Origin of the sequence: Kluyvera sp. CHPC 1.2972, from assembly GCF_036759925.1 — a bacterium.
Lineage (GTDB): Bacteria > Pseudomonadota > Gammaproteobacteria > Enterobacterales > Enterobacteriaceae > Kluyvera.
This window is the reverse complement of sequence record NZ_JAPKIB010000015.1, coordinates 15,915-36,010: the sequence shown is the minus strand read 5'-3', so window position 1 is coordinate 36,010 and position 20,096 is coordinate 15,915. Positions and strand designations below refer to the sequence as shown.

Annotated in this window: 19 protein-coding genes, 1 other RNA gene and 1 other annotated feature; of the genes, 15 read left to right on the top strand and 5 right to left on the bottom strand. The window is 53.9% G+C overall.

Annotated elements, in window-relative coordinates; genetic code table 11:
* The first annotated feature begins 1 nt into the window (after position 1).
* The 13 genes from infC to selO all read left to right on the top strand — a co-directional run bounded on the left by infC (position 2) and on the right by selO (position 10,794).
* Positions 2-544, top strand: a complete 543-nt coding sequence (gene infC, locus V6944_RS18895; RefSeq protein ID WP_071828920.1) for a translation initiation factor IF-3 — start codon at positions 2-4, stop codon at positions 542-544.
* Between the two features lie 96 nt (positions 545-640).
* Positions 641-838, top strand: coding sequence for a 50S ribosomal protein L35 (gene rpmI, locus V6944_RS18890; RefSeq protein ID WP_003030583.1), 198 nt, complete (start codon positions 641-643; stop codon positions 836-838).
* Positions 839-890: 52 nt separating this feature from the next.
* On the top strand, positions 891-1,247 hold the full coding sequence (gene rplT / locus V6944_RS18885) for a 50S ribosomal protein L20 (protein ID WP_000124850.1): 357 nt from the start codon (positions 891-893) through the stop codon (positions 1,245-1,247).
* Between the two features lie 118 nt (positions 1,248-1,365).
* Positions 1,366-1,490: a sequence feature (Phe leader region), on the top strand.
* The gene (pheM, locus tag V6944_RS18880; RefSeq protein ID WP_001386830.1) at positions 1,371-1,415 is read left to right on the top strand and encodes a pheST operon leader peptide PheM; all 45 of its coding nucleotides are present in this window, start codon (positions 1,371-1,373) and stop codon (positions 1,413-1,415) included. (Overlaps the previous feature by 45 nt.)
* Before the next feature lie 60 nt (positions 1,491-1,550).
* Complete coding sequence (pheS, locus tag V6944_RS18875) at positions 1,551-2,534, top strand: phenylalanine--tRNA ligase subunit alpha (RefSeq protein WP_185668625.1); 984 nt, start codon at positions 1,551-1,553, stop codon at positions 2,532-2,534.
* A 15-nt stretch (positions 2,535-2,549) separates the two neighbouring features.
* Positions 2,550-4,937, top strand: a complete 2,388-nt coding sequence (gene pheT, locus V6944_RS18870; RefSeq protein WP_333500077.1) for a phenylalanine--tRNA ligase subunit beta — start codon at positions 2,550-2,552, stop codon at positions 4,935-4,937.
* Between the two features lie 4 nt (positions 4,938-4,941).
* The gene (gene ihfA, locus V6944_RS18865) at positions 4,942-5,241 is read left to right on the top strand and encodes an integration host factor subunit alpha (RefSeq protein ID WP_003030571.1); all 300 of its coding nucleotides are present in this window, start codon (positions 4,942-4,944) and stop codon (positions 5,239-5,241) included.
* A gap of 99 nt (positions 5,242-5,340) precedes the next feature.
* The gene (btuC, locus tag V6944_RS18860) at positions 5,341-6,324 is read left to right on the top strand and encodes a vitamin B12 ABC transporter permease BtuC (protein ID WP_333500076.1); all 984 of its coding nucleotides are present in this window, start codon (positions 5,341-5,343) and stop codon (positions 6,322-6,324) included.
* 100 nt (positions 6,325-6,424) lie between these two features.
* Positions 6,425-6,979 carry a glutathione peroxidase gene (locus V6944_RS18855; RefSeq protein ID WP_333500075.1) on the top strand — a complete coding sequence of 185 codons (555 nt, stop codon included), beginning with the start codon at positions 6,425-6,427 and terminating at the stop codon, positions 6,977-6,979.
* Complete coding sequence (gene btuD, locus V6944_RS18850; protein ID WP_333500074.1) at positions 6,976-7,737, top strand: vitamin B12 ABC transporter ATP-binding protein BtuD; 762 nt, start codon at positions 6,976-6,978, stop codon at positions 7,735-7,737. The genes V6944_RS18855 and btuD overlap by 4 nt, the downstream gene beginning before the upstream one ends.
* Positions 7,738-7,831: 94 nt before the next feature.
* Positions 7,832-8,296: an NlpC/P60 family protein gene (locus V6944_RS18845; protein ID WP_333500073.1), complete on the top strand. Its 465-nt coding sequence runs from the start codon at positions 7,832-7,834 to the stop codon at positions 8,294-8,296.
* Positions 8,297-8,576: 280 nt separating this feature from the next.
* A complete protein-coding gene (locus tag V6944_RS18840; protein ID WP_333500072.1) occupies positions 8,577-9,290 on the top strand; it encodes an EAL domain-containing protein in 714 nt (237 codons plus the stop codon).
* 61 nt (positions 9,291-9,351) lie between these two features.
* Positions 9,352-10,794: a protein adenylyltransferase SelO gene (gene selO / locus V6944_RS18835; RefSeq protein ID WP_333500071.1), complete on the top strand. Its 1,443-nt coding sequence runs from the start codon at positions 9,352-9,354 to the stop codon at positions 10,792-10,794.
* Between the two features lie 31 nt (positions 10,795-10,825).
* On the opposite strand, the gene hemP is transcribed toward selO, so the two are convergent.
* The 3 genes from hemP to ppsR all read right to left on the bottom strand — a co-directional run bounded on the left by hemP (position 10,826) and on the right by ppsR (position 13,177).
* Positions 10,826-11,014 carry a hemin uptake protein HemP gene (gene hemP / locus V6944_RS18830; RefSeq protein ID WP_442910761.1) on the bottom strand — a complete coding sequence of 63 codons (189 nt, stop codon included), beginning with the start codon at positions 11,012-11,014 and terminating at the stop codon, positions 10,826-10,828.
* 129 nt (positions 11,015-11,143) lie between these two features.
* Positions 11,144-12,190: a 3-deoxy-7-phosphoheptulonate synthase AroH gene (aroH, locus tag V6944_RS18825; RefSeq protein WP_333500069.1), complete on the bottom strand. Its 1,047-nt coding sequence runs from the start codon at positions 12,188-12,190 to the stop codon at positions 11,144-11,146.
* Between the two features lie 153 nt (positions 12,191-12,343).
* Entirely contained in the window at positions 12,344-13,177 is an 834-nt protein-coding gene (gene ppsR / locus V6944_RS18820) for a posphoenolpyruvate synthetase regulatory kinase/phosphorylase PpsR (protein ID WP_333494879.1), read from the bottom strand.
* Positions 13,178-13,506: 329 nt separating this feature from the next.
* Here ppsR and ppsA point away from each other — a divergent pair, with 329 nt between their 5' ends.
* The gene (gene ppsA, locus V6944_RS18815) at positions 13,507-15,885 is read left to right on the top strand and encodes a phosphoenolpyruvate synthase (RefSeq protein ID WP_333500068.1); all 2,379 of its coding nucleotides are present in this window, start codon (positions 13,507-13,509) and stop codon (positions 15,883-15,885) included.
* A 232-nt stretch (positions 15,886-16,117) separates the two neighbouring features.
* On the top strand, positions 16,118-18,487 hold the full coding sequence (locus V6944_RS18810) for a glycoside hydrolase family 3 N-terminal domain-containing protein (RefSeq protein ID WP_333500067.1): 2,370 nt from the start codon (positions 16,118-16,120) through the stop codon (positions 18,485-18,487).
* A 62-nt stretch (positions 18,488-18,549) separates the two neighbouring features.
* Here the strand turns inward: V6944_RS18810 and rprA are convergent.
* Together rprA and ydiK are read right to left on the bottom strand one after the other, a co-directional pair.
* Positions 18,550-18,649, bottom strand: an RNA gene (gene rprA, locus V6944_RS18805) — antisense sRNA RprA.
* Between the two features lie 192 nt (positions 18,650-18,841).
* Positions 18,842-19,963, bottom strand: coding sequence for an AI-2E family transporter YdiK (ydiK, locus tag V6944_RS18800; protein WP_333500066.1), 1,122 nt, complete (start codon positions 19,961-19,963; stop codon positions 18,842-18,844).
* Between the last annotated feature and the right edge of the window lie 133 nt (positions 19,964-20,096).

Here is a 20,096-nt window from a genome sequence, read left to right as displayed (position 1 = left end):
TATTAAAGGCGGAAAACGAGTTCAAACGGCACGTCCGAATCGTATCAATGGCGAGATTCGCGCCCTGGAAGTTCGCTTGACAGGTCTGGAAGGCGAAGCTTTGGGTATTGTGAGTCTGAGAGAAGCTATCGAAAAGGCTGAAGAGGCCGGAGTAGATTTAGTTGAAATCAGCCCTAACGCCGAACCGCCAGTTTGTCGTATCATGGACTACGGCAAGTTCCTTTATGAAAAGAGTAAGTCTTCTAAGGAACAGAAGAAGAAGCAAAAAGTTATCCAGGTTAAGGAAATTAAATTCCGTCCTGGGACCGATGATGGCGATTACCAGGTAAAACTCCGCAGCCTGGTTCGCTTTCTCGAAGATGGCGATAAGGCTAAGATCACACTGCGTTTCCGCGGTCGTGAAATGGCCCACCAGCAGATCGGTATGGAAGTGCTTACGCGCGTCCGTGACGATCTGAGTGAACTGGCAGTAGTCGAATCCTTCCCTACGAAGATCGAAGGCCGCCAGATGATCATGGTGCTCGCTCCTAAGAAGAAACAGTAAGGCCTTCAAGTAGCGATGTCGGTGGAGCCTTAGGGCTTCACTGATGTTGTTCGCCTACGTTTCGTTTATTAACAATGCGAAGTGGAAGTTATTAAGATGCCTAAAATTAAGACCGTACGCGGTGCTGCTAAGCGCTTCAAAAAAACCGGTGGTGGTGGATTTAAGCGTAAGCACGCAAACCTGCGTCATATTCTGACCAAAAAATCTACTAAACGTAAACGTCACCTGCGTCCAAAAGGCCTCGTGTCTAAAGGCGATCTGGGTCTGGTTATCGCGTGCCTGCCGTACGCATAAGCCGTTAACGTTTAATTTTTTTTACTAAGAATATAGATACAGGAGAGCTCACATGGCTCGCGTAAAACGTGGTGTAATTGCTCGTGCACGTCACAAAAAAATTCTGAAACAAGCTAAAGGCTACTACGGTGCGCGTTCTCGCGTATACCGCGTTGCCTTCCAGGCTGTTATCAAAGCTGGTCAGTACGCTTACCGTGACCGTCGTCAACGTAAACGTCAGTTCCGTCAGCTGTGGATTGCACGTATCAATGCAGCAGCACGTCAGAACGGTATTTCTTACAGCAAATTCATCAACGGCCTGAAAAAAGCCTCTGTTGAAATCGACCGTAAGATCCTGGCTGACATCGCAGTATTCGACAAAGTAGCGTTCACCGCTCTGGTCGAAAAAGCGAAAGCAGCACTGGCATAAGCCAGTTGGAAGAGGGAGCTAGTCTCCCTCTTTTCATTTTAACCGTATCAATGCATTGACTTTTATCACCGTAGACCTTTCAATAAAGACTCTGCGATTTTTATCACACAAGGTAACGCAAGCATGAATGCTGCTATTTTCCGCTTCTTCTTTTACTTTAGCACCTGAATTCAGGAGGCTTGCGCGTGAAAGAAGAAACGAAAAATCAGCGCCAATAAGCCTCCGGATGGAGGCTTTTTTTGTATCTGAATTCGAGATTAAGTCCACCAAACCGGTGTCTGCACCGACATAATGAGGAAAACCATGTCACATCTCGCAGAGCTGGTTGCCAGTGCCAAGGCAGCCATTAACCAGGCTTCAGATGTTGCCGCGTTAGACAATGTCCGCGTCGAATATCTGGGTAAGAAAGGGCATCTGACCCTTCAGATGACCACACTGCGTGAACTGCCGCCAGAAGAGCGTCCAGCAGCGGGTGCCGTCATCAACGAAGCGAAAGAGCAGGTGCAGCAGGCACTGAACGCGCGTAAAGCCGATCTGGAAAGCGCCGTACTGAACGCCCGTCTGGCCGCAGAGACCATCGACATCTCCCTGCCGGGTCGTCGTATCGAAAATGGTGGTTTACACCCGGTTACTCGCACTATCGACCGTATTGAAAGTTTCTTCGGTGAGCTCGGCTTTACCGTAGCGACGGGTCCGGAAATCGAAGATGACTATCATAACTTCGATGCGCTGAATATTCCCGCGCACCACCCGGCACGCGCTGACCACGACACTTTCTGGTTTGATGCTACCCGTCTGCTGCGTACGCAGACCTCCGGCGTACAGATCCGCACCATGAAGGATCAGGAGCCGCCAATCCGTATTATCGCACCGGGCCGCGTATATCGTAACGATTACGATCAGACGCACACCCCAATGTTCCATCAGATGGAAGGTCTGATTGTTGATAAGAACATCAGCTTCACTAATCTGAAGGGCACGATTCACGACTTCCTGCGTAACTTCTTTGAAGAAGATCTGCAGATTCGTTTCCGTCCGTCCTACTTCCCGTTCACCGAACCGTCCGCTGAAGTCGACGTGATGGGTAAAAACGGCAAATGGCTGGAAGTTCTGGGCTGCGGTATGGTGCATCCGAACGTCCTGCGTAACGTTGGTATCGATCCGGAAGTTTATTCCGGCTTCGCCTTCGGTATGGGCATGGAGCGTCTGACTATGCTGCGTTACGGCGTCACCGACTTACGTGCATTCTTCGAAAACGATCTGCGTTTCCTCAAACAGTTTAAATAAGGGCAGGATAAAACAATGAAATTCAGTGAACTGTGGTTACGCGAATGGGTGAATCCGGCGATTGATAGCGAAGCGCTGTCGGGCCAAATCACCATGGCTGGCCTGGAAGTGGACGGCGTAGAAGCCGTTGCCGGTAGCTTCAACGGTGTCGTTGTTGGTGAAGTGGTTGAGTGCGGCCAGCACCCGAATGCAGACAAACTGCGTGTGACGAAAGTGAACGTAGGCGGTGAACGTCTGCTGGATATCGTCTGCGGTGCGCCAAACTGCCGCCAGGGCCTTAAGGTTGCCGTGGCGACCATCGGTGCCGTACTGCCAGGTGACTTCAAAATTAAAGCCGCTAAACTGCGCGGTGAGCCGTCTGAAGGGATGCTGTGCTCGTTCTCTGAACTGGGCATTTCCGACGACCATAGCGGCATTATCGAACTGCCGGCCGACGCGCCGCTGGGTACCGATATCCGTGAATACCTGAAGCTTGATGACAACACCATTGAAATCAGCGTGACGCCAAACCGCGCCGATTGCTTAGGCATTATCGGCGTTGCACGTGATGTCGCCGTGCTGAACAAGCTGCCGCTGAACGAGCCGGAAATTAACGCCGTTGCCGCCACCGTTGCCGACGTGCTGCCGATTCAGGTCGATGCTGCCGACGCGTGCCCACGTTACCTCGGCCGTGTGGTTAAAGGCATCAACGTTAAAGCGCCAACCCCGCTGTGGATGAAAGAAAAACTGCGTCGCTGCGGTATTCGTTCCATCGATGCGGTTGTCGATATCACCAACTACGTCCTGCTTGAGCTGGGTCAGCCAATGCATGCGTTCGATAAAGATCGCATCGAAGGCGGCATCGTTGTGCGTATGGCAAAAGAGGGTGAAACCCTGGTTCTGCTCGACGGCACCGAAGCGAAGCTGAACGCCGATACCCTGGTGATTGCTGACCATAACAAAGCGCTGGCGATGGCCGGTATCTTTGGCGGCGAGCACTCTGGCGTGAACGATGAAACGCAAAACGTGCTGCTGGAATCCGCATTCTTCAGCCCGCTGTCTATCACCGGCCGTGCACGCCGTCATGGTCTGCACACCGATGCGTCTCACCGTTATGAGCGCGGCGTTGACCCGGTACTGCAGTACAAAGCGATTGAACGCGCTACCGGCCTGCTCCTCGAAATCTGCGGCGGTGAAGCGGGTCCAATCATCGATGTCACTAACGATGCTACGCTGCCGAAGCGTGCGACCATCACCCTGCGCCGCAGCAAGCTGGATCGCCTGATTGGTCATCATATTGCTGATGAGCTGGTGACCGACATCCTGACCCGTCTGGGCTGTGAAGTGACCGTGGGTAATGACGAATGGCAGGCGGTTGCACCGACCTGGCGCTTCGACATGGAAATTGAAGAAGATCTGATTGAAGAAGTGGCACGTATTTACGGCTACAACAGCATCCCGAACGAGCCGGTACAGGCTGGTCTGGTGATGGGCAGCCATAAAGAAGCTAACCTGTCGCTGAAGCGTGTGAAAACCATGCTTAACGATAAAGGCTATCAGGAAGTGATTACCTATAGCTTCGTGGATCCGAAAATTCAGCAACTGGTTCACCCAGGTGAAGAAGCGCTGATTCTGCCAAATCCAATTTCCAGCGAAATGTCGGCCATGCGTCTGTCCCTGTGGACTGGCCTGCTGTCTACCGTAGTTTATAACCAGAACCGTCAGCAGAGCCGCGTACGTATCTTTGAAACCGGTCTGCGCTTTGTGCCGGACACTCAGGCTCCGCTGGGTATTCGTCAGGACGTGATGCTGGGTGGCGTTATCTGCGGTAACCGCTACGATGAGCACTGGAACCTGGCAAAAGAGACCGTTGATTTCTATGATCTGAAGGGCGATCTGGAGTCCGTTCTCGACCTGACCGGTAAATTATCTGAAATTCAGTTCAAGGCAGAAGCAAACCCAGCCCTGCATCCGGGCCAGTCTGCGGCGATTTATCTGAAAGGTGAACGCGTTGGTTTCATTGGTGTTATTCACCCGGAACTGGAACGTAAGCTGGATCTGAACGGCCGCACTCTGGTGTTCGAACTGGAGTGGAACAAGCTCGCAGACCGCGTGGTTCCTCAGGCTCGTGACGTTTCACGCTTCCCGGCAAACCGTCGCGACATCGCGGTTGTGGTTGCTGAAAACGTGCCTGCAGCAGATATTTTAAACGAATGTAAGAAAGTTGGCGTAAATCAGGTAGTTGGCGTAAACTTATTTGACGTGTACCGTGGTAAGGGTGTTGCGGAAGGCTATAAGAGCCTTGCTATCAGCCTGATCCTACAAGATACCAGCCGTACACTCGAAGAAGAGGAGATTGCCGCTACCGTCGCCAAATGTGTAGAGGCATTAAAAGAGCGATTCCAGGCATCATTGAGGGATTGAACCTATGGCGCTTACAAAAGCTGAAATGTCAGAATATCTGTTTGATAAGCTTGGGCTTAGCAAGCGGGATGCCAAAGAACTGGTTGAGCTGTTTTTCGAAGAGATCCGTCGCGCTCTTGAAAACGGTGAGCAGGTAAAACTCTCCGGTTTTGGTAACTTTGATTTGCGTGACAAAAACCAACGCCCGGGACGTAACCCTAAAACGGGTGAAGATATTCCCATTACAGCCCGGCGTGTGGTGACCTTCAGACCAGGACAGAAGTTAAAAAGCCGGGTCGAAAACGCAACACCCAAAGAAGAGTAATCTGAACTAACTAAAAAGGCCGCGCATGCGGCCTTTTTCTTTTCCTGGTGGCGTAACCACCGTAAAATCAAACGCTTCTCTACGAGCTTACGGATAACTATGCAGGTCTATGCATCCCAACAGCAGCGGATTCACCGCCGCTGGCTCATCGCACTGTCGCTTCTTCTCCTGTTTATGCTGGCTATCGGCCTGTGTGCGGGCGACCAATGGATTGCACCTGGTGAGTGGTTCACGGCGAAAGGGCAGCTCTTTATCTGGCAAATCCGCCTGCCGCGTACGCTGGCGGTGGTGCTGGTGGGCGCTGCGCTGGCGTTGTCAGGGACCGTGATGCAGGCGCTGTTTGAGAACCCGTTGGCTGAGCCAGGTCTACTTGGGGTTTCAAACGGGGCAGGTGTAGGGCTGATTGCCGCGGTGATGCTGGGGCAAGGGCTGTTACCGGCCTGGGGACCAGGGTTGGCGGCCATCGTTGGTGCGCTGACCATCACCACGATTCTGATGCACTTTTCTCGCCGACACTTATCGACCAGCCGCCTGCTGCTGGCTGGGGTCGCACTGGGGATTATCTGTAGCGCACTGATGACCTGGGCCGTCTATTTCTCAACCTCGTTCGATCTGCGTCAGTTGATGTACTGGATGATGGGCGGGTTTGGCGGCGTTGACTGGCAGCAGCTCTGGCTGATGGCGGCGCTGGTACCGGTGATTACCTGGCTTTGTTGGCAATCGCAGCCGCTAAACCTGTTAGCGCTGGGTGAAACCTCCGCGCGCCAGCTTGGGGTGCCTATCGCACTGTGGCGTAAACTGCTGGTGATGGCGACCGGCTGGCTGGTGGGTGTCAGCGTAGCGTTGGCGGGGGCTATCGGTTTTATCGGACTGGTGGTGCCGCATATGCTGCGCCTGTGCGGCCTGACCGATCACCGGGTGCTGTTGCCAGCCAGCGCGCTGGCTGGGGCCAGCACGCTGCTGTTCGCCGATATTGTGGCACGTCTGGCGCTGTCTGCTGCTGAGCTACCGATTGGCGTGGTCACCGCCACTCTGGGAGCACCGGTATTTATCTGGCTGCTGCTCAAATCGGGTAAATACTGAATCAACATCCTGATTAAAAAGCCTTGGTGTCGCGCCCGCGTCTCTGGCTATTATTAAAGACCGGGCGATAAGACCCCAAACACGCTGAAAAGAGGATGCTATGCAAACCAATGTTCTGAATACCCCCGTGACCACCATTGATGGTGAAAAAAACACCCTGGAAGGCTATAAGGGCAAGGTACTGCTAATTGTTAACGTGGCCTCAAAATGTGGCCTGACGCCGCAGTATGAGCAGTTGGAAGCGCTTCAGGCGTCTTTGCAGGGGGAAGGCTTTACCGTGCTGGGCTTCCCATGTAATCAATTCCTGGGCCAGGAGCCGGGCAGTGAAGAAGAGATCAAAACCTTCTGCAGCACCACTTACGGCGTGACCTTCCCGCTGTTTAGCAAGGTTGAGGTGAATGGCGAGCAGCGTCATCCGCTCTATAGCCTGCTGACGCGTGTTGCGCCAGACGCCATTGCGCCAGAAGGCAGCGGTTTCTACGAGCGTATGGCGAGTAAAGGCCGCGCGCCTGCACAACCAGGTGATATCCTGTGGAACTTTGAAAAATTCTTGATTGGCCGTGATGGTGAGGTGATCGGCCGTTTCTCACCGGATATGACGCCTGATGATCCTACTCTGACCTCAGCCATTAAGCGGGCTCTCGCGCAGTCATGATGCTACTGATGCAGCTTCAGGACGTCAGTGAAAACGTCAAGCTTCAGGACATTAACGCTGATGTTGAACGCGGTGAAATGGTGCATCTGGTGGGGCCAAACGGTGCCGGGAAAAGCACGTTGCTCATGAGAATGGCCGGGCTAAGCCGGGGGAAAGGGATCATAACGCTCAATGGTCAGTCGCTGGATGACTGGCCTGCAGCGCAGCTGGCGCGACATCGCGCCTATCTTTCTCAACACCAGTCTGCACCGTTTGCCATGCCAGTCTGGCAGTTTCTGATGCTGCATCAATCGACGACCCAGAATGCCTCTTTATCTGCACATGTGGCGCAGGCGCTGGGACTAAGCAATAAGCTCGGCCGTAACGTCAGCCAGCTCTCCGGGGGAGAGTGGCAGCGCGTACGGCTAGCAGCAGTTATCTTACAAATTCACCCTGCCGCCAACCCGGATGGTCAGCTTCTACTGCTGGATGAACCCATGAACAGCCTTGATGTTGCCCAGCAGGCGGCGCTGGATAAGCTGCTGGTCGAACTGTGTGCGGCGGGGGTGTCCGTCGTAATGAGCAGTCACGATCTTAACTACACGCTGCGTCATGCTGGTCGCACCTGGTTATTATGTGAAGGGCGGATGATTGCCAGCGGCGATACTGAAAACGTATTGCAACCGAATCATTTATCCGCCGCTTATAATATGACTTTTCAGAAACTGGACATTGCTGGTCATCAAATGCTCATTTATGACAGTGACGGCGAAATTTAATCCATATGCTTCTTGCCACTATCGGCATTGCTTGCCAGGCAATCGCGAATCGATATAATTTGTTAGCTGATTAAAAACAGAGGATGCGCTGGATATGCGTTTCTGGACTCTTTTTCTTGTGGCATTCATTTTAGCAGGGTGTAGCAGCCACCGTGCGCCGCCACCGAATCCTCGACTCTCGGATTCTATTGCCGTGATTGCCGGTCTTAATGACCAGCTACAGAACTGGCACGGTACACCTTATCGCTACGGTGGTATGACTCGCCGCGGCGTGGATTGCTCAGCGTTTGTGTTGATGACCTTCCGCGATAAGTTTGAAATGCAGTTGCCGAGGGAAACGCGGCAGCAGGCAAAGATAGGTACCGAGATAGACAAAGGCGATCTTTTACCCGGTGATTTAGTCTTCTTTAAAACGGGCGCTGGCGAAAGCGGGCTGCACGTTGGTATTTATGATACCGATAACACGTTTATTCATGCCTCTACCAGCCAGGGGGTGACGCGTTCCTCTCTGGATAACGTCTACTGGCGAAAGAATTTCTGGCAAGCCAGGCGAATTTGATCAAAAAGAAAAGGAGACAAAATGTCTCCTTTTCTTTTAATTGTTTGTGAAATTTATAATGAATAGCCTGCTATATTATTATTTTTGTTAGGCAAGATCATTGAACTTAAGGTTGATTGTGTTATTCCATTACTTTCGATTACAATCATTAAGATCCAGTGACGGATTGATGAAATAAAAAGGAACCGATGAAAGGAATAGATACCGTCTCCATCACCGCAAGTTTTTTGCTTTGTGACGTCAGGAACCCGGACATGGCTTTAAGTGAAGGGCAGTCGCAATGATTGTATCGCTGGATAATACATATACTTCTCAGTTGTATTTTCTTCCCGCCCGAAATAGCGAGGGGCAACTTGTCGGTCTGAAAGTGGTGTGTCAGTTTTCTGGCCTTAATAACCACGTCCGAATTCCCACGAGTCTGGTGTTACCCCGTCTTACCCAACAACAAGAAATAACCTTGTTTCAGGAAAAGCTGGCGTTACTGACCACCTGTCAGTTGTTCTTTATGCAGCACCATTTAACGGCATGGATAATGATTCCACCGGGCGTAGTTGAGGCATTACTTAGCGATGATGAACTGGCCGCTAGCGTGCAGCGTTTGCCTTTTCTTGAGCTGGCCGTCAGTGAGCAGTATCCGGGGCTGAATGATCTTGATGAAAACCATCCGCTGACCCGCTTGAGCCAGCGTTTTCCACTCGCGCTCAGTGATTTTGGGGCGGGGAATGCCTCCACCAGGGCCGTTTTTGCCGGGGTATTCCGTCGTATCGTTCTGGACAAGAGCTTTGTGCAACGCCAGCTGAAACACCTCTCCTTTGAGCCGTTTATGCGTGCCATCGTGAGTCAGATTCAGCCTTACTGCCAGGGGATCATGGTGTCTGGTATCGATGATGAAAATATCCGCCAGCGGGTTATCCCTTATGGCTTTAGCGCGATGCTCGGCGCCCTGTGGCCAGTGGTTGAGGAATCCTCGTTAATCACATTAGTGCAACAATAACCCTGCATTTCCTCGGGTGTTTAACGTACCGTAACCCAATACACTACGGGCAGGAGGAACCATGAACCTGTCATTTAACACTCGCTGGCGCGATGAGCTGCCGGGATTTTACAGTGCGCTACAGCCGACGCCGTTAACCAATGCCCGCCTCATCTGGCATAACGTGCCGCTGGCGCATGAACTTGCTATTCCTGATTCGCTCTTTACCCCTGAACACGGAGCAGGCATCTGGGGCGGTGAAACGCTCTTGCCAGGGATGTCACCGCTGGCGGAGGTCTACAGTGGCCACCAGTTTGGCGTATGGGCCGGCCAGTTGGGCGACGGTCGCGGTATCCTGCTCGGTGAGCAACAGCTGGAAAACGGTAAAACGGTCGACTGGCACTTGAAAGGTGCCGGGCTGACGCCCTATTCGCGAATGGGCGATGGGCGCGCGGTATTACGCTCCACGCTGCGGGAAAGTCTGGCCTCTGAAGCGATGCACTATCTGGGGATCGCGGGCACCCGTGCGCTGTCGATCGTCACCAGCGACACGCCGGTTTATCGTGAAACCGTAGAGTCTGGCGCGATGCTGATGCGTATCGCCGAAAGCCACATTCGCTTTGGTCACTTCGAACATTTCTACTATCGCCGGGAGATGGATCGCGTTCGTCAGTTGGCGGAATACACCGTTCGCCACCACTGGCCACATTTACAGGATGAGCCGGACTGCTATGGTTTGTGGTTCAAGGACGTGGTTGCCCGTACCGCTCGCATGATTGCCCGCTGGCAAACGGTCGGCTTCGCCCACGGGGTGATGAATACTGACAATATGTCGATTCTCGGCCTGACGCTGGACTACGGACCGTTCGGTTTTCTTGATGATTACCAGCCGGGGTACATCTGTAACCACTCGGATCACCAGGGGCGCTATCGCTTTGATAATCAACCTGCGGTTGGTCTGTGGAACCTGCAGTGCCTGGCGCAGGCGCTGTCGCCGTTGATTGACGTGGATACGCTCAACGCGGCGCTGGATAGCTATCAGTCGGTGTTGTTCCGGGAATATGGCCAGCGGATGCGTCAGAAACTGGGGCTCTTTAGCGAAGAGAACGGCGATAACGATCTATTGAACGGGCTGTATGCGCTAATGGAACGTGAGGGCAGCGATTATACGCGAACCTTCCGTATGCTGAGCGAAACCGAGCAGCAGAGTGCCGCTTCACCGCTGCGCGATGAGTTTATCGACCGTGCAGCCTTTGATTCATGGTTTACGCAGTATCGTACGCGTTTGCAGCAGGAGCAGATTGATGATGCCCAGCGCCAACAAGCGATGAAGCAGGCTAATCCAACCGTTGTCCTGCGTAACTGGCTGGCGCAGCGTGCCATTGAACAGGCCGAGAAGGGCGATTATCAGGAGTTGCACCGTCTGCACGAAGCGCTTCGCGATCCGTGGCGAGACCGCGATGACGACTATAGCCGCCGTCCGCCAGACTGGGGTAAGCGACTGGAAGTGAGTTGTTCAAGTTAATGAATGCGCTGCGCTGCCAATGGTGGCGCAGTTATTTCGTCAAAATAAGTTTTCCCGCCTGAGTCTGACGCAGTAAATATTGCTGTTCACCGTGTTCGATGATGACCCGACCTTCCTGACCTAATAGCGCAAGGCTATCAATCCGACGATCGTTGGGGAGAGGACGAGGGGTGTTATCCTTTGGCGGTTCCACTGCTGCGCACGTATCCATTAGCGACATTTTTCATAATGAAAATCAATGTAACAATGATAACCATTATCAGTAATCGTTATATTAACCGCAAGCGTTATTTATCATTTTGTGTAATAAGGGATTTATTGCCCGCTGTAAAACAGCGGGCAGGGGATGCTACAGGCGGGTGGCGACGGCCGCAGCCAGTTTTTCCAGCAGCAGCTCGGTATCTTCCCAGCTAAGACAAGGGTCAGTGATCGACTGACCGTAGGTCAGCGGCTGGTCGGCAACGATTTTTTGCGTGCCTTCGCGCAGGAAACTTTCGGCCATAATCCCGGCAATCGCCGAGGAGCCGTTGCGAATCTGCTGGCAGATGTCATCGCACACTTCCAACTGACGGCGATGCTGTTTCTGACAGTTGCCGTGGCTGAAATCGACGACCAGATGCTCAGGCAGGTCGAATTCGTGCAGCGTATCGCAGGCTGCCGCAATATCGTCGGCGTGGTAGTTCGGTTTCTTGCCGCCGCGCATGATGATATGGCCGTACGGGTTACCGCTGGTTTGGTAAATGGTCATCTGGCCATTTTTGTCTGGTGAGAGGAACATGTGGCTGGCGCGGGAGGCGCGAATCGCATCCACCGCAATCCGCGTGTTGCCGTCGGTACCGTTTTTAAAACCGACCGGGCAGGAGAGCGCAGAGGCCATCTCGCGGTGAATCTGGCTTTCCGTGGTACGAGCACCGATAGCGCCCCAACTGATAAGATCGGCGATAAACTGACCGGTCACCATATCGAGGAATTCGGTTGCCGTCGGCACGCCGAGGGTGTTCACCTGCAGCAGCAGCTTACGTGCCTGTTCAATGCCGTGATTCACGCGGTAGCTGCCGTTCAGATCCGGATCGGAGATCAGGCCTTTCCAGCCAACCACGGTGCGCGGCTTTTCAAAATAGGTGCGCATAACGATTTCGAGTTCGCCCTGATGTTTTTCACGCAGCACCTGTAAACGGCGAGCGTAATCCATCGCAGCATCGAGGTCGTGAATGGAACAAGGGCCGACAATCGCCAGCAGGCGACGATCTTCACCGTTGAGGATTTTTTCAATGCGGTGGCGTGAGGCGGTAACGTGCGCAGCAACGTCCGCTGATACAGGGTGGCGCTGAGCAAGTTCAGCAGGCGTAATCAGGCTCTCAATGCGAGCGGTACGCAGTTCATCGGTCTTATTCATGGATATCTCAGAAATTTGTTGCTTCGCCAGCCAATATGCTGGGAAGTGATGCACATCACGATAAACCAATCCCCGCTAAATTCAAGGGCGGCGCGTAATGTGCGCTCAATCACACTGCTATGATAAACAAATTCGATGTATTGTACTAGTGTATTAGTACATTCTGCGGCTTAATCCCATGATGTCCATGATTTTAGTAGCAATTTCTTCGACCGAATAGTTGGTGCTGTTCAGCCACGGGATCTGATGTCTGCGGTACAGCGCCTCAACCTCAGCGACTTCCATTCGGCACTGGCGCATTGACGCATAGCGGCTATTTTCCCGTCGCTCTTCGCGAATGGCTGCCAGGCGTTCCGGGTTGATGGTCAGCCCGAAGAGTTTATGCTGCAGCGGCTTGAGCGACGCGGGCAGCACGAGGTTATCCATATCATCGGCAATAAACGGGTAGTTGGCGGCGCGAATACCAAACTGCATCGCCAGATATAGGCTGGTAGGGGTTTTTCCGCAGCGCGACACGCCAAGCAGAATAACCTGTGCCTGGTCGAGATTGCGCAGCGAGATACCATCGTCGTGCGCCAGCGTGTAATCAATGGCGGCAATACGGGCGTCGTACTTGGTCAGGTTACCAGGGGTTAAGCCATGGGTGCGGTGGGCGATAGGCGTCGGGTCAAGCTTCAGTTCTTCCTGCAATGGCGCCACCAGCGCCTGAACGATGTCCTGACAAAACCCTTCACATTGCAGAATAATGTGACGAATTTCGGGGATAACGATGGAATAGAAGACCAGCGGGCGAATACCGGTTTGCTGATAGATAGCGTCAATCTGCTCCTTTACTGCCCGGGCGCGACTCTCGCTTTCGATAAACGGCAGGGTGATACTGTTTATCGCCACCGGAAACTGCGACATCACCGCGTGGCCGAGCACTTCCGCCGTGATGGCGGTACCGTCAGAAATATAAAACACCTGCCTGTCGACTGCGTTATCCATATTGCTTGACTCCCATTAATTGCCTGAAAGGGTAAATTAAATTTAAACACAAGCCTGTGGTATTTGTCTTAAATTTAAAAATGAAACGGTATTTTTATTTTTAATGAAATGGTCGTTTCAATTTCCAAAAGCTACCAATAGACCGCTGGTTGCTGTGCCTTTTCAGCTGAATCAGTAGGTTATGAATAACCTGGAATCAATCCGAAAAAGTAAAAAAATAATTTGCTTACACGATTCACCGTTTTTTTCAGCCGTTTAAATATGCGAGGATAATTTAAGTAGTCAGTCGTTACTTATCACTGCTTCTTTAATCAAAAAAGGATTGTTCGATGTCCAACAATGGCTCGTCACCGCTGGTGCTTTGGTACAACCAACTCGGCATGAATGATGTAGACAGAGTTGGAGGCAAAAATGCCTCCTTGGGTGAAATGATTACGAATCTGTCCGGGATGGGGGTTTCTGTACCCAACGGATTTGCCACCACTGCCGATGCGTTTAATCAGTTTCTCGACCAGAGCGGCGTGAACCAGCAGATCTATCAGCTGTTGGATAACACCGATATTGACGACGTTACCGCCCTGGCGAAAGCCGGCGCGCAGATCCGCCAGTGGATCATCGACACACCTTTCCAGAGCGAACTGGAACAGGCTATTCACGAAGCCTACAACCAACTGGCTGCCGACAACGCCAACGCCTCTTTCGCCGTGCGCTCCTCAGCCACCGCGGAAGACATGCCGGATGCGTCCTTCGCCGGTCAGCAGGAAACCTTCCTTAACGTCCAGGGCTATGAAGCGGTGCTGGTGGCGGTGAAGCACGTGTTTGCTTCGCTGTTCAACGACCGTGCCATCTCCTACCGCGTTCACCAGGGTTACGACCACCGCGGCGTCGCGCTCTCTGCTGGCGTTCAGCTGATGGTACGTTCTGACCTCGCGTCTTCCGGCGTGATGTTCTCTATCGATACTGAATCCGGCTTTGATCAGGTGGTGTTTATCACCTCCGCGTGGGGCTTAGGTGAGATGGTCGTACAGGGCGCGGTCAACCCCGATGAATTCTACGTCCATAAACCAACGCTGGCCGCTGGCCGCCCGGCGATTGTGCGTCGTACCATGGGGTCGAAAAAGATCCGCATGGTCTACGCACCAACGCAGGAGCATGGCAAGCAGGTACGAATTGAAGATGTGCCGCAGCAGCAGGGCGACATCTTCTCTCTGACCAACAATGAAGTGCAGGAACTGGCGAAGCAGGCCGTGCAGATCGAAAAACACTACGGTCGTCCTATGGACATCGAGTGGGCGAAAGACGGTCATACTGGCAAACTGTTTATCGTTCAGGCCCGCCCGGAAACCGTGCGTTCCCGTGGCCAGGTGATGGAACGTTACACGCTGCACTCCCAGGGTCGCATTGTCTCTGAAGGCCGTGCTATCGGTCATCGCATCGGTGCGGGTCCGGTGAAGGTCATTCACGACATCAGCGAAATGAACCGTATCCAGCCTGGCGATGTGCTGGTTACCGACATGACCGACCCGGATTGGGAACCGATCATGAAAAAAGCGGCGGCGATTGTGACTAACCGCGGCGGCCGTACCTGCCACGCGGCAATTATCGCCCGTGAACTGGGTATTCCAGCGGTAGTGGGCTGCGGTGATGCTACCGAGCGCATGAAGGATGACGAGAAAGTCACCGTCTCCTGCGCCGAAGGTGACACCGGCTACGTCTACGCCGACCTGCTGGACTTCAGCGTGAAAAGCTCCAGCGTCGATACCATGCCGGACCTGCCGCTGAAAATTATGATGAACGTCGGTAACCCTGACCGTGCGTTCGACTTTGCCTGCCTGCCGAACGAGGGCGTCGGTCTTGCGCGCCTGGAGTTCATCATCAACCGTATGATCGGCGTGCACCCACGTGCGCTGCTGGAGTTTGATGACCAGGAACCTAAGCTGCAAAACGAAATCCGCGAGATGATGAAAGGCTTCGACTCGCCGAAAGAGTTTTACGTTGGTCGTCTGACCGAAGGGATCGCGACGCTGGGTGCGGCGTTCTACCCGAAACGCGTCATTGTTCGTCTCTCTGACTTCAAATCGAACGAATACGCCAACCTGGTGGGCGGCGAGCGTTACGAGCCGGAAGAAGAGAATCCGATGCTGGGATTCCGTGGTGCCGGCCGCTACGTTTCCGATAGCTTCCGCGACTGCTTCGCGCTGGAGTGCGATGCGGTGAAGCGCGTGCGTAACGACATGGGGCTGACTAACGTTGAGATCATGGTGCCGTTCGTCCGTACCGTGGAGCAGGCGAAAGCGGTGGTGGACGAACTGGCGCGCCAGGGGCTGAAACGCGGCGAAAACGGGCTCAAAATCATCATGATGTGTGAGATCCCATCTAACGCCCTGTTGGCGGACCAGTTCCTTGAGCACTTTGATGGCTTCTCCATCGGTTCAAACGACATGACGCAGCTGGCGCTGGGTCTTGACCGTGACTCCGGCGTTGTCTCTGCGCTGTTCGACGAACGCAACGATGCGGTGAAAGCGCTGCTGTCGATGGCGATTCGCGCCGCGAAGAAGCAGGGGAAATATGTCGGTATTTGCGGCCAGGGTCCTTCTGACCACGAAGACTTTGCCGCCTGGCTGATGGAAGAGGGAATCGACAGTCTGTCGCTGAACCCGGATACCGTCGTGCAGACCTGGCTGAGTCTGGCGGAACTGAACAAGTAACGCCACCGCGTACTGAGATCCCGGGCATTGTCCCGGGATTTTTTTGCCCGTAGGGTTGCGGGGGATCACACTCCGGAAAGAAAACCAAAAATCATAAATCTACTGGCAATTTCTACAATTGTTCCTCACGCATCACTTCTGAATACTGATTCGCAAATGTTAACACCGTGTGCTTACCCCTCATCATTAACCAATGGTTTCGGGTACTTATCAGCGACTCAGGAGAACGGCTATGACCCCGATTTATAAAGACCCTCAGCGCCCCATTCCGGAACGCGTGGCGGATTTACTGGCGCGCATGACCCCCGAAGAAAAATATGCCCAGATGCATGCCTGGTGGCTGGTGCTATCGGAAGACGGCAATCACCGCGAAAGAACGGATATGAGCGATGAGTTTGCTGGCGTCAGCGAGCAAACGTCGCTACACGCGCGTTTAAAACTTGGCGTTGGGCAAATCACCCGCCCGCTGGGCACCCATATTGTGGATGCCAAAACCGGCGTTCGGGCGGCTAATCGCCTGCAAAAAATGATGATGGAAGAGACGCGGCTGGGTATTCCCGCGCTGTTCCACGAAGAGTGTCTGGTGGGGCTGTTGTGCAAAGACGCGACGTTATTCCCGTCATCGCTGAACTATGGCTCGACCTGGGATGCGGAACTGGTTAAGCGTGCTGCCCGACAAATAGGCGAAGAGGCTCGCTCTACCGGTTGTAAGCAGGGTTTGGCCCCGGTGCTGGATGTCTCCCGCGACGTTCGTTGGGGGCGTACAGAAGAGACTTTCGGTGAAGATCCGTGGCTGGTGGGGGTGATGGCTTGCGCCTACGTTGAGGGCTTGCAGGGCGAAAAACGTGACGTGCTGGCGACGCTGAAGCACTACGTTGGTCACTCATTTAGTGAAGGGGCGCGTAACCATGCGCCGGTCCATCTGGGTTTTCGTGAACTGAACGATACTTTCCTGCTACCGTTTGAAATGGCGGTCAAGCAGGCCAATGCGGGTTCGGTGATGCCGGCCTATCACGATATTGATAATCAACCGGGCCATAGCGACAGCTTCTTGCTGACCACCGTCCTGCGTGAGCGCTGGGGCTTTGATGGCATCGTGGTGGCAGACTACGGCGGCGTGAGCCTGCTGCATCAGCATCACGGCGTTGCGCAGGATGCGGCGGAGTCGGCAGCGCTGGCGTTCAACGCCGGGCTGGACGTCGAACTGCCAAAAGACGACTGCGCGCGTCATCTGGCGGAGGCGGTTACTCGTGGGCTGATCACGCCGGAGAAAATCGACGAGATCGTGGCGCGTACTCTGACTGAGAAGTTCCGTCTCGGCCTGTTTGAGCATCCGTATACCGATGAAGATGCTATTTCGCTGCAGTCTGATGCCACCCGGCAGGTCGCGCGTGAAGTTGCTACGCGTTCGATGACGCTGCTGGAAAATCGTCAGGCGCTACCGCTGACCGGTAAACCGAAGCTGGCGGTGGTGGGCCCGACGGCGGATGATCCGCTGGCGCTTTTAAGCGGCTATAGCTTCCCGGTGCATCTGATTATCAGCGACATGATGGAAAAAACCTCGCAGGTCACTACGCCGCTGGCGGCGCTGCGCCATTATCTGGGGGATGACCATATTCGTTATGCCAAAGGCTGTCATATCATTGAACAGCGTATGGCCGGTGCGCCGGTCTTCCCTGGGGACAACTCCGGCAAACCGATGCAGTCTTCTCCCGTCTCGCAAGACCTGAGTTTGATCCCGGAGGCGGTTCATGCCGCACAGGCGAGCGATGTGGTGGTGGCCTGCGTGGGCGATCTGGCTGGGCTATTTCAGAGTGGTACCGTCGGGGAAGGGTCGGATACTGACAGCCTGAACCTGCCGGGCGTGCAGCAGCAACTGCTGCAAGCGCTGGTGGATACCGGTAAACCGGTGATTGTGGTGATGACCGGCGGCCGGCCTTACAACCTTCAAGGGCTGGAGTCCAAAGTGGCGGCTCTTATGCTCGCCTGGGCGCCGGGTCAGGAAGGCGGCTGGGCAATTGCTGATGTCTTAACCGGTCGTGCTGAACCGCAGGGGCGTCTGGTGGTTAGCGTACCGAAAAGCGCCGGGGCAATGCCGTTCTACTATAACCACAAGCTGAAAAGCGGCGGCACGCCGTTCGCCTTCCACTTCGGCGCGTTGTACCCGTTTGGCTATGGCAAAGGCTGGGGAGAATTTAGCTACGGCACGCCGCAGTTACTGCAAAACCAGGTGGCTATTGATGGTGAAATCACCTTAAGCGTCACGGTAAAAAATAGCGGCGAGCACAGCGGCAGCGAAGTGGTGCAACTGTACGTGCGGGATAAGGTTGCCTCAATGGTGCGTCCATTGCAGGAGCTAAAAGCCTTTCAACGCGTGACGTTGTCACCGAATGAGCAAGCAACGCTTACCTTCACCGTGCCGGTTGATATGCTGAACTTCACCAGCTACGAAGGCCAGCGCATTGTCGAACCCGGCGAGTTCGAACTGCAGGTGGGCAGCTCGTGCGCGCAGATTCACGGGCGAGCAACGGTGAAGGTAACGGGAGAAACTCGTGTTCTGCCGTCTGGCTGGCGCATGATGAGCCGCTGCGAAGTGCGTTAATTTTTCCCCTTATTCCCGGAGACGGTGTGGTGCGCCGACTCTGGGGATTGGCCAGATGACAGGCAAAAAAAAGCCCAACGTGGGAGTTGGGCAAAGACTACACACAGCAATTCGGTGTTTCTCTCAGGGGATATATAAATCAAGGGGTTGATCTAGTACCTTGGGACTTATACTAGGCCATGCCCGGTTTTATCGTCGATCAGATTCGTCTCAATAGTTAAAGAAATGTGAATAGTTTCCGTGGCATGTCGCAGAAGGTGAAGGAATGGTGTTGGGTAAAGCGGAGAAAGGGTGAATTTTACTTAAATAAAATTTGCTTAAGTATAAAAAGGCGGGAAGCCCCGCCTTTTTATCTTACTGTTTCGGGTAGTTGTTCTGTTCAAGCTCGGCCAGCTCTTCCAGAACCTGGTCAGGGTCTCGTGACGGCGGTGGCACTTCGTGCAGCCAGGCATCAAACAGACGCCAGGAGACGGCCAGCAGTACCGGGCCAATGAACAGGCCAATCATGCCGAATGCGACCAGGCCGCCGATAACGCCGGAGAGGATCAGAATCATCGGCAGGTCAGCGCCCATGCGGATAAGCATCGGACGAATCACGTTATCCATCGTCCCGACCACACAGCTCCAGACCAGCAGTACGGTGCCCCAGGTGGTGTCACCCGTCCAGTAGAGCCAGATAATGCACGGTACCAGCACGATCAACGGCCCCAGCTGCACCAGGCACGAGAAGATCATCACTACGGTCAGCAGCGTGGCGTACGGTACGCCTGAGATACCGAGGCCGATGCCGCCAAGTACCGCCTGCGTCAGCGCGGTGACGACCACGCCCAACGCCACGGCGCGAATCGCCTGGCCCGCCAGCAATACTGCCGCATCGCCGCGCTTCGCCGCCAGACGGGTCGCGAAGTAGCGCATACCAAACGCCACCTTTTCACCCTGCCAGTACATCAGGGCACTGAACAGTAGCATCAGGGCGCTGTGCATCAGGAATCGTCCGACGTACGCGGCCTGGCCGACAAACCAGGTGGTCGTGGTACCGATATACGGGCGAACCTTCGCCATCAGCGCGCTGCCACCCATATCCAGCAGGCTATGCCAGCCGCTGTAGAGTTTGGCTCCCACAAAAGGAATGCTGTTCAGCCAGGCCAGATCGGGCAGGCTCAGCGTACCGCTGGTAATGGCGTGCACCAACGGCGTGGATCCATCAACCAGGCTGTTAACCAGCAGCGCGATAGGGATAACGAACAGTAAAAAAAGCAGCAGCGTCATGACCAGCACGGCCAGAGAACGGCGACCAAAAAGTTTGCGCTGGAACCAGAGCAGAACTGGCCAGGTGGCAATAACGATAGTTGATGCCCAGGCGAAGCCCAGAATAAATGGCTGAACTATCCATAAACAGGCGATGATCATCAGTGCCAAAAACAGCACGGATAGCAGTATTTGTGGAATATCACGAGGCCGAGGATTCGTGTTCATAAATAAGTTTTACCTTCAGTAGCTTGTCAGCGTGTTGACGCAGCGTAAATCCGTTCATTGATAATAATATCAATAAATTCCCGGCGCTGATTCTGCGACAAAATCTACCGGGCGTATAAGAAAAAAATGTGAT

Coding starts and splice junctions, on each gene's coding strand:
- rpmI (WP_003030583.1), top strand. CDS start 641: ATGCCTAAAATTAAGACCGTACGCGGTGCTGCTAAGCGCTTCAAAAAA.
- rplT (WP_000124850.1), top strand. CDS start 891: ATGGCTCGCGTAAAACGTGGTGTAATTGCTCGTGCACGTCACAAAAAA.
- pheS (WP_185668625.1), top strand. CDS start 1,551: ATGTCACATCTCGCAGAGCTGGTTGCCAGTGCCAAGGCAGCCATTAAC.
- pheT (WP_333500077.1), top strand. CDS start 2,550: ATGAAATTCAGTGAACTGTGGTTACGCGAATGGGTGAATCCGGCGATT.
- ihfA (WP_003030571.1), top strand. CDS start 4,942: ATGGCGCTTACAAAAGCTGAAATGTCAGAATATCTGTTTGATAAGCTT.
- btuC (WP_333500076.1), top strand. CDS start 5,341: ATGCAGGTCTATGCATCCCAACAGCAGCGGATTCACCGCCGCTGGCTC.
- V6944_RS18855 (WP_333500075.1), top strand. CDS start 6,425: ATGCAAACCAATGTTCTGAATACCCCCGTGACCACCATTGATGGTGAA.
- btuD (WP_333500074.1), top strand. CDS start 6,976: ATGATGCTACTGATGCAGCTTCAGGACGTCAGTGAAAACGTCAAGCTT.
- V6944_RS18845 (WP_333500073.1), top strand. CDS start 7,832: ATGCGTTTCTGGACTCTTTTTCTTGTGGCATTCATTTTAGCAGGGTGT.
- V6944_RS18840 (WP_333500072.1), top strand. CDS start 8,577: ATGATTGTATCGCTGGATAATACATATACTTCTCAGTTGTATTTTCTT.
- selO (WP_333500071.1), top strand. CDS start 9,352: ATGAACCTGTCATTTAACACTCGCTGGCGCGATGAGCTGCCGGGATTT.
- hemP (WP_442910761.1), bottom strand. CDS start 11,014: ATGTCGCTAATGGATACGTGCGCAGCAGTGGAACCGCCAAAGGATAAC.
- aroH (WP_333500069.1), bottom strand. CDS start 12,190: ATGAATAAGACCGATGAACTGCGTACCGCTCGCATTGAGAGCCTGATT.
- ppsR (WP_333494879.1), bottom strand. CDS start 13,177: ATGGATAACGCAGTCGACAGGCAGGTGTTTTATATTTCTGACGGTACC.
- ppsA (WP_333500068.1), top strand. CDS start 13,507: ATGTCCAACAATGGCTCGTCACCGCTGGTGCTTTGGTACAACCAACTC.
- V6944_RS18810 (WP_333500067.1), top strand. CDS start 16,118: ATGACCCCGATTTATAAAGACCCTCAGCGCCCCATTCCGGAACGCGTG.
- ydiK (WP_333500066.1), bottom strand. CDS start 19,963: ATGAACACGAATCCTCGGCCTCGTGATATTCCACAAATACTGCTATCC.